The 7599-nt window shown below is 61.6% G+C and carries 5 protein-coding genes, 1 tRNA gene and 1 pseudogene; 1 reads left to right on the plus strand and 6 read right to left on the minus strand.

Annotation, left to right across the window (positions count from 1 at the left end; all coding sequences use genetic code 11):
• Position 1: 1 nt before the first annotated feature.
• The 6 genes and pseudogenes from rdgB to asnB all read right to left on the minus strand — a co-directional run bounded on the left by rdgB (position 2) and on the right by asnB (position 7078).
• Positions 2-643, minus strand: a complete 642-nt coding sequence (gene rdgB, locus DXD49_RS03510) for an RdgB/HAM1 family non-canonical purine NTP pyrophosphatase (protein ID WP_022094898.1) — start codon at positions 641-643, stop codon at positions 2-4.
• A 143-nt stretch (positions 644-786) separates the two neighbouring features.
• Positions 787-1512, minus strand: a pseudogene (gene rph, locus DXD49_RS03515) (ribonuclease PH).
• A 55-nt stretch (positions 1513-1567) separates the two neighbouring features.
• Positions 1568-2452: a glutamate racemase gene (gene murI / locus DXD49_RS03520; protein WP_117794208.1), complete on the minus strand. Its 885-nt coding sequence runs from the start codon at positions 2450-2452 to the stop codon at positions 1568-1570.
• 51 nt (positions 2453-2503) lie between these two features.
• Positions 2504-3415 (minus strand): HAD family hydrolase, encoded by a 912-nt coding sequence (locus DXD49_RS03525; protein WP_117763501.1) that lies wholly within the window; start codon positions 3413-3415, stop codon positions 2504-2506.
• A gap of 107 nt (positions 3416-3522) precedes the next feature.
• Positions 3523-5085, minus strand: coding sequence for a Mur ligase family protein (locus tag DXD49_RS03530; RefSeq protein ID WP_117794209.1), 1563 nt, complete (start codon positions 5083-5085; stop codon positions 3523-3525).
• Positions 5086-5197: 112 nt separating this feature from the next.
• On the minus strand, positions 5198-7078 hold the full coding sequence (asnB, locus tag DXD49_RS03535) for an asparagine synthase (glutamine-hydrolyzing) (protein ID WP_117563808.1): 1881 nt from the start codon (positions 7076-7078) through the stop codon (positions 5198-5200).
• A 187-nt stretch (positions 7079-7265) separates the two neighbouring features.
• Here asnB and DXD49_RS03540 point away from each other — a divergent pair.
• Positions 7266-7341, plus strand: a tRNA-Val gene (locus DXD49_RS03540).
• Positions 7342-7599: the final 258 nt, after the last annotated feature.

Raw genomic sequence — 7599 nt, forward strand, 5'->3', positions numbered from 1 at the left:
CCTACTCCTCGCCCGTCAGTTTGGCGGACAGATGCTCAAGCGCGTGGAAACGATGACTGATGGCGTTCTTCTCGTCCGCCGTCAGCTCAGCCATGGTCTTGCCCGGCGTGTCGACCGGCAGGAACAGCGGGTCGTAGCCAAAGCCGTGATCGCCGCGGCCCTCGTGTGCGATAACGCCCTCGCAGGCGCCCTCGCCATAGGTGACCAGACCATCCGTGTCGATGAGCGCGACGACGCTCATAAAGCGCGCGGTGCGGTCCTCGTCCGCCACGCCTTCCAGGTTAACGAGCAGCTTGGCATTGTTGGCGGCATCGTCGCCGTGAACGCCCGCGTAGCGCGCGCTATACACACCGGGCTCACCGTCCAGCGCGTCAACGACCAGGCCCGAATCGTCGGCAATGGCCATGAGCCCCGTCTCTTCGACGGCAGCCTGCGCCTTGATGATGGCGTTCTCCAAAAACGTCGTGCCGTTTTCCTCAGGGTCCTCAAAATCGCCCAGCTGGCCGAGCGCCACAAAGCGCACCTCGGGCATGACCTTGCCCAAAATGGCCTCGATCTCGGTGAGCTTATGAGCGTTTCCTGTTGCCACGACGATGGTCGCCGCCGGGTCGAGGGTGTCGATGTCGATCTTCTCAAGTGCCATGAGTGGTCTCCTTGTCTCTATAGCAATGCCGTGTTGAGGACGACGAGGACCTTAGCCTCTCCCCTCTCAATCAACGGCAGTCTTGTGTCTAGACGTCTCCGCAGATAAAACCTACCAAAATAAACCTGTCCCTTTTTGGCAGGTTAGGCGAGGGCTTGGCGCTGGAGCTCGATGAGCTCGGCGATACCCTTGTCGCCCAGGTCGAGCAGGGCGTTGAGGCGTTTGCGGTCGAAGGGCGCCTGCTCGCCGGTGCCCTGGAGCTCGATCATCTCACCGGTGTCGGTGGCGACGAGGTTCATGTCGACCTCGGCATGGCTGTCCTCGGAATAATCGAGGTCAAGCAGCGTATTGCCGTCGACAACGCCCATGGAGATGGCAGCCACCTGGCCGGTAAGCGGGATGCGCTCGATCTTGCCTGCCTCGACCCACATGGCGAGGGCGTCGTGCAGCGCCACCCAGGCGCCGGTAATGCTTGCCGTACGTGTACCACCATCGGCCTGGATCACGTCGCAGTCGACGGTGACGGTGTACTCGCCGAGCGCCTTCATGTTGACGACGGTACGCAGGCTACGGCCAATGAGGCGCTCGATCTCCATGGAGCGGCCTTTGCGGTTGGCGTGCTCGCGCTTGCAGCGCTTGCCGGTCGATGCCGGTAGCATGGCGTACTCCGCCGTTACTCAACCGGCCTTGGCGCCCTTGCGCCAGCCCGGCACGCCCTCCTCGATAGTAGCGGCGCACAGCACGCGCGTGTCGCCGAACTCGGCCAAACACGAGCCGTGGGCGTGCTTCATGACGCCACGGGTGAGCTTAACGGGGCGCAGCTCATCGGCGGCGCGGCCGTTGGCGCGGTTGACCTGCATGTACTCCATAGAAATATCCTTTCGGCAAAAGGTGAAAGTGAGCCTTTGGTCGGTGACCTTACATCTATTTCAGCTCATCGATATCGATATGTTCTATGCTCTTGAGCGGCTGTCCAAAGATAAAGCTGCCCGCCACCGCAAACTCAGCAATGCTATCGGCCGTCGTGGCAAAACGATGCTGCGGCTCGGCGGCGTCGCCCGCCAGCTGCTCGCGGCGCGTGAGGATATCGGTCAGCTCGCGCGTGGTCTCCTCGGCGGAACTCACGACGCGCACCCCAGGCCCCAGCGCATGGCGGATAGGTCCCACCAACAGCGGAAAATGCGTGCAGCCGAGCACCACGGTATCGATACCGTGGTCGCGCAGCGGCTCAACCGTGGCGCCCACCAGCGCACGCACGGCAGGCGTATCGAAGATGTCCTCGTTCTCGAGCCACTGCTCCTGCAGATGCGCGCCCGAGGCGAGCTCGTGCTCAACGACCTCGACAAAGCTCGAGGCAGGGCAGCCGTACACGTCCACGCCGGCATCCAGGTCTTGGATGGCGCGCGTGTAGGCACCCGAGCGGATGGTGAGGTTAGTGGCGAGCACGCCCACGCGGCGCGTGCGGGTGCTGTTGATGGCCGCACGCGCGCCCGGCGCGATCACGCCGATCACAGGAACGTCGAGCACCTGCTGGGCCAGACGCAACGCCGCGGCCGTTGCCGTGTTGCAGGCGATGACCATAATCTTGACGTCGTGCCTCGAAAGCCAGCGCCCCGCCTGCAGCGCAAACGAGCGCACCTCATCCTCGGTGCGAGTGCCGTAAGGGCAGCGCTTAGTATCGCCAAAGTAGTAAACAGACTCGTGCGGAAGCGCCGTGGCAATTGCCCGTGCGACCGTCAGGCCACCCAGGCCCGAGTCGAACACGCCGATGGGGCGCGTGTCCCCGGCCAGATTCTCGATATCGGACATTACCTCACCAGATTCTCTCTCGAAAAATGCGGCCACGCGTGATGCGTCGCGCTATGAACGGGCCGCAACAAGCAGCTCAGCCGTTGCCACCCAGCCGTCGACAATCTTGCCGCGGGTGACAAAGGCGTTGTCGCAGGCGTCCAGGAACTCGGGCGCGCCGGCGCTGGTCAGACCGTTCTCGACCAGGCAGAACGTGCCCACGTGGTCGGCCATGTAGAAATCGGACTCGGAATCACCGAGCGCGAGCGTCTCCTCGCGCTCGATCCCTAGGTGCTCGCAGAAGCGCGCGACCGCCACGCCCTTGTCGAGACCCGCCGGGTTGATGTTAAAGGCGCGACCGTCCTCGACGCGATCGAGCTCGAGGGTCGTTGGCTTGGACAGATGCGTCAGGTGGCCATTGCAGGCCCAGACCAGACCGCAGCCGGCCTCGTCGAGAATGGCCTGGGCCTCATCATCGGGAATGTCGCCACGCATGCCGACGGTGACCTCACGGTATTTGTAGCCGGTCGACATGTCGTTGTGGTACTCGATCTTGTGCGGCCAGCGAGCAAGGATCTTCTCGCACACGCCGGTCTGCTCGATCACCTGGTGCGGAGTAAGGCCGCAGGCGGGGTCGTAAGGCATGTCGCCGGTCAGATACTCCCAATCGTTGGCTTTGAGGTCGTACATGACCAGGCCGCCCATCTCACCAATGTAGGAGTTGAGGCCGAGCACGCGCGCGTCCTCGTGGATCATGGTACGGTTGCGGCCCGAGGTGGGAACCACCTGAATACCAGCGCGAGCGAGCGCCACGACGGCCTCGACGAGTTTGGTCGAGGGGTTGCCGTCGTTGTCGCGCAGCACGCACGAGCCGGGCGCGAGCATGGTGGCGTCCAGGTCGGTAAAGACGTACTTAACCTTGGCCAAGCGCTCGCGCATCTCGCCCGAAAGCTCGGCAACGGTCGGCAGGGTGTTGTGGGACATGGTTACTCCGTTTACGTAGAAGGGTTTGGACTTGGACGGCATGTTTTGATCGGGGGAACACGCTTATGGCGACAGCGCACTCAGGGCGCCGCCGCCATCATGGTTCATTAGTCAAACTGGGCAACATCGATCAGGCGATTGGCCAGTGAAAGGTCGCTCTCGATGGGCACGAACTCGTCGCCCACGTGCATGAGCTCCTCGTCACCCTTTGCCAGCAGCAAAACAATGGTGGGAGCATCGGGGTTGACGTACTCCTCGCGCGCCGCCTTGAACGCCGCATGCACAGCGGCTTCGCGATCGAGGATAATCTTGTTCGGCGTATCGTCGGGAACATGTTCGGCAAGCTCGCGACAGACCTTCATCGGGTCCTCGTGAGCCGGGTCCTCGTTAGCAAAGATCATCAGGTCGGAATATGGTGCGGCCTCGCGCGGAAGCTGCTCGCGGCGCTCCTGCGCCTTGCCGCCGGCAGCACCAAACACTGCGATGACCGGGCTGACGGGAAACGCGCGCTTCACCGACGAGAAAAGCGAGCGGAACGAAAGCTGGTTGTGCGCGTAGTCAACGACACAAATCACGCGGCCGTCCTTCGACTCCACGACCTCCATGCGGCCCGGCACACGCAGTTTGGAGAGGCCCTTCTTGATGGCATCGATACCGATGCCAATCTCGCGCGCGGCGGCGATAGCGACCAGCGCGTTCTCCACGTTAAAGTCGCCCGCGATGCCCAACAGGACCTTCTCCCCCGCCTCGGACTCACCGGCACACAGGCCATGCAAGTTGAACTCGATGCTAAAGCCGACCATGCGCACGTCGCTCGCCCACAGGCTTGCCTCGGGATGCTCGACGCCAACGGTCACCAAGTGCTCGGCCGTCGACGCTGCCTCCAGCACACGGTCAACCTCTTCGGTGCCCAGATTCACCACGGCGGTCTTTGCCTGGTCAAAGATCCTGAGTTTGCTCTCAAAATAATCCTCAAACGTGGGATGTTCGATCGGCGAGATGTGGTCGCGGCCGATGTTGAGGAAGCACGCCACGTCAAACGGCAAGTTCTCGACGCGCTGGTACTTGAGCGCCTGGCTCGAGACCTCCATGACCATGGACTGGCGACCGGACGTGCGGCAGTTGGCGATATGGCGCCAGACCTCGGGAGCCTCGGGCGTGGTGTTGGTGCTCTCGTAGCACTCGATACCATCGTCGGTGTTCACCGAGCCGATCATGCCGCAGGACTCACCCGCCGCTTTAATGATGGACTGGAGCATGAAAGCGGCCGTGGTCTTTCCCTTGGTACCGGTGATGCCCACGATCTTGACGTCGTGGTCGGGACGGTCGTAGACCTCCGGCGGCAACAGGGCCATGGCCGTGCGAACGCTATCAACAACCAGCATCGCCGCGCCGTTCTCCTGCGCCAGCGGCTCCAGAGACTCGACCAGCGACTCCTCGCACACAAATGCGACGGCGCCCGCATCGAGCGCCATGCTCAAAAACGCGGGCTTAAAGGCAGCGCCTTTGCAAAAGAACACGTCACCTGCCGAGACCGCGCGCGAATCAAACGAGCAGCCGGTCACGGCACGCTCGTCAACCTGCTCTGATGCGCGCAGCTCGCCGCACACATCGAGAAGCTTGGCAAGCGTATCGACCGTGGTCACGGTCGCGGAATCCGAATGGTGCATCTTTCACCTTTCTCAGCCATTTGGCAGGAACGGTTTTTATAGTAACTGAAACGCACCCACGCAAAAACGGCTCCCGGAGGAGCCGTTACGCGCAGGCGTTCGTAAGCCGAGGCTAGGCAGCCTGAACAGCGGGCTGGTCCTCGTCGATAAAGAAGCGCTTGTACCACACCAGGAACACGAGCGGCGTATAGATCTTGCGCTGGAAATCGCCCTTGCCCGCAAAGTGCAGATCGAGCAGGTGCATGAGCTCGTCGGTATCGAAGAACTCGCTTGCCCACGGCGCGGTGAAGTACTCCTTGACATAGTCGTACCACTTTTGCTCACGCAGCCAGTAGACAATCGGCACCGGGAAGCCCACCTTGGGACGGGTGGCCCACTCATCGGGCAGCGACTTGTTGGCAGCGTGGCGGAGTACCTGTTTGTTGCCGTTCTCGTTGATGCGGTAGCGGTCGGGAATGTGCTCGGCGAACTCCATGACTTTGCGGTCCAGGAAGGGCACGCGCAGCTCCAGCGAGTGCGCCATGCACATCTTGTCGGCCTTGAGCAGAATGTCGCCCGGGAGCCACATGTTCATGTCCAGGTACTGCTTCTTGACCAGCTCGGGCTGACCCTTCACGCGCGCATAGATGGGAGCGGCAAGCTCGAAGGCGCCATCGCCGGTGTTGTACTCGGGCTTGAGCACGCCGTCGACCTCGCGCTCCGGCCATACCAGAGCCTGTCCCAGGAACGACTTCTCGGGGATCTCGGCACCCTTGACCAGGAAGTTATGTCCCTTGAAGTACGGCATATGCAGCGCCAGGTTACCGAGCGCGCGACGGATGGGCAGCGGCACCATCTTTTTGTACTTGCGCACCGGGACCGTGTCCTCGTAGTAGGCGTAGCCGCCAAAGAGCTCGTCGGCGCCTTCGCCCGAAAGCACGACGGTGACGTCCTTGCGGGCCATCTCGGCCAAGAACCACAGCGGCACGGAAGACAGGTTGGACTGCGGCTCGTCCATGTGATACTGGATGTCCTCGAGCGCACCGAAGAACTCGTCGGCGGTAATCATCTTGCGAACGTTTTCGACGCCGAGCTTATCGGAAAGCTCCTTGGCGTAGTTGGTCTCGTTGAAGTTCTTGTAGTCAAAGCCCACCGAGAAGGTCTTGTCGGGCATGAGGCAAGCGGCGATGTAGCTGGAGTCGACGCCACCGGAGAGGAACGACGCGACCTTGACGTCGGCGATGCGATGGGCCTCGACGCTCTCGTGCACGACTTCGTCCAGCTCATCGACATACTCTTCGAACGGCTTCTCGACGGCAGAGTAATCGCAATCCCAGTAGCGCTCGATGTTCATCTTGCCGGTCGGGATATCGACGGTAAAGTAGTGCGCCGGCGGCAGCTTGTAGACACCCTCGAAGAAGGTCTCCTCGGTTGCCGAATACTGCAGCGTCATGTACGGACGCAGAGCCTTTTTGTTGACCGCCTTGTGGAAGTGCGGGTAGTCCAGGAAGCTCTTGATCTCGGAACCAAAGAGCACGCCCGGAGCGCCGTCGCCCGCATCGGCCATGGGATAGTAGTAGAGCGGCTTGATGCCAAAGATGTCGCGGGCGCCAAAAAGCTTGTTCTTCTTTTTGTCCCAGATGACGAAGGCGTACATACCGCGCAGGCGATCGAGGACGGCCTCGCCCCACTCCTCGTAGCCGTGCAGGAGGCTCTCGGTGTCGGCGCCGCAGTGGAACTTGTAGCCCTTGGCCTCGAGCTCGGAGCGAAGCTCCTGGAAGTTGTAGATCTCGCCGTTGAAGACAATGACGACGCTACCGTCCTCGTTGGCCATGGGTTGGGCGCCAGCCTCGGTCAGGTCGAGGATCGACAGGCGGCGGAAGCCAAGGGCAACGCGGCCGTCGATAAACTGACCGCCCATGTCGGGACCGCGATGGACGATGCGGTCCATCATCTTGGTGAGCACCTCGGATTGGTTATCCGTCCCACCGACAAAACCGACAAAACCGCACATATACTATCCCCTCTGCTGTTGCTGGGCATCAAATCGAATCAGTAGCTTTTGAGTATACCCGAGGGCGTAAAGAGGGGCGGAATGTTCAGGCAATCTCAACTGAATCAGCTCCGCTGTGACACGCGCGAGTTACCTTTAATGGATATGAGGTGAATGAGGCGATTGTTTTGCTATACTCTCTCCGCACGGGCGATTGGCGCAACGGTTAGCGCAGGTGCTTTACACGCACAAGGCTGGGGGTTCGAATCCCTCATCGCCCACCACTGATTTGATAGGCTCCCAGCAATGGAAGCCTTTCTTTTTTGGGCCCAGCGCATGGGATTCGAACCCGACAGGGTGCGGAGCTGAGGAAACGCGTAAGCGTTTTCCAGCGCAACACGCGAGGGCCGCAGGCCCGAAGCGGAAGCGGGCGGCGAAGCCGCACGCGGACATCCCTCATCGCCCACCACTGATTTGATAGGCTCCCAGCAATGGGAGCCTTTCTTTTTTGGGCCCAGCGCATGGGATTCGAACCCGCCAGC

The sequence above is a fragment of the Collinsella sp. TM05-38 genome (assembly GCF_003466445.1).
Classification (GTDB): Bacteria; Actinomycetota; Coriobacteriia; order Coriobacteriales; family Coriobacteriaceae; genus Collinsella.

Excerpts from the sequence above, each read along its gene's own strand:
- rdgB (WP_022094898.1), bottom strand. The coding sequence starts at position 643 with ATGGCACTTGAGAAGATCGACATCGACACCCTCGACCCGGCGGCGACC.
- murI (WP_117794208.1), bottom strand. The coding sequence starts at position 2,452 with ATGTCCGATATCGAGAATCTGGCCGGGGACACGCGCCCCATCGGCGTG.
- DXD49_RS03525 (WP_117763501.1), bottom strand. The coding sequence starts at position 3,415 with ATGTCCCACAACACCCTGCCGACCGTTGCCGAGCTTTCGGGCGAGATG.
- DXD49_RS03530 (WP_117794209.1), bottom strand. The coding sequence starts at position 5,085 with ATGCACCATTCGGATTCCGCGACCGTGACCACGGTCGATACGCTTGCC.
- asnB (WP_117563808.1), bottom strand. The coding sequence starts at position 7,078 with ATGTGCGGTTTTGTCGGTTTTGTCGGTGGGACGGATAACCAATCCGAG.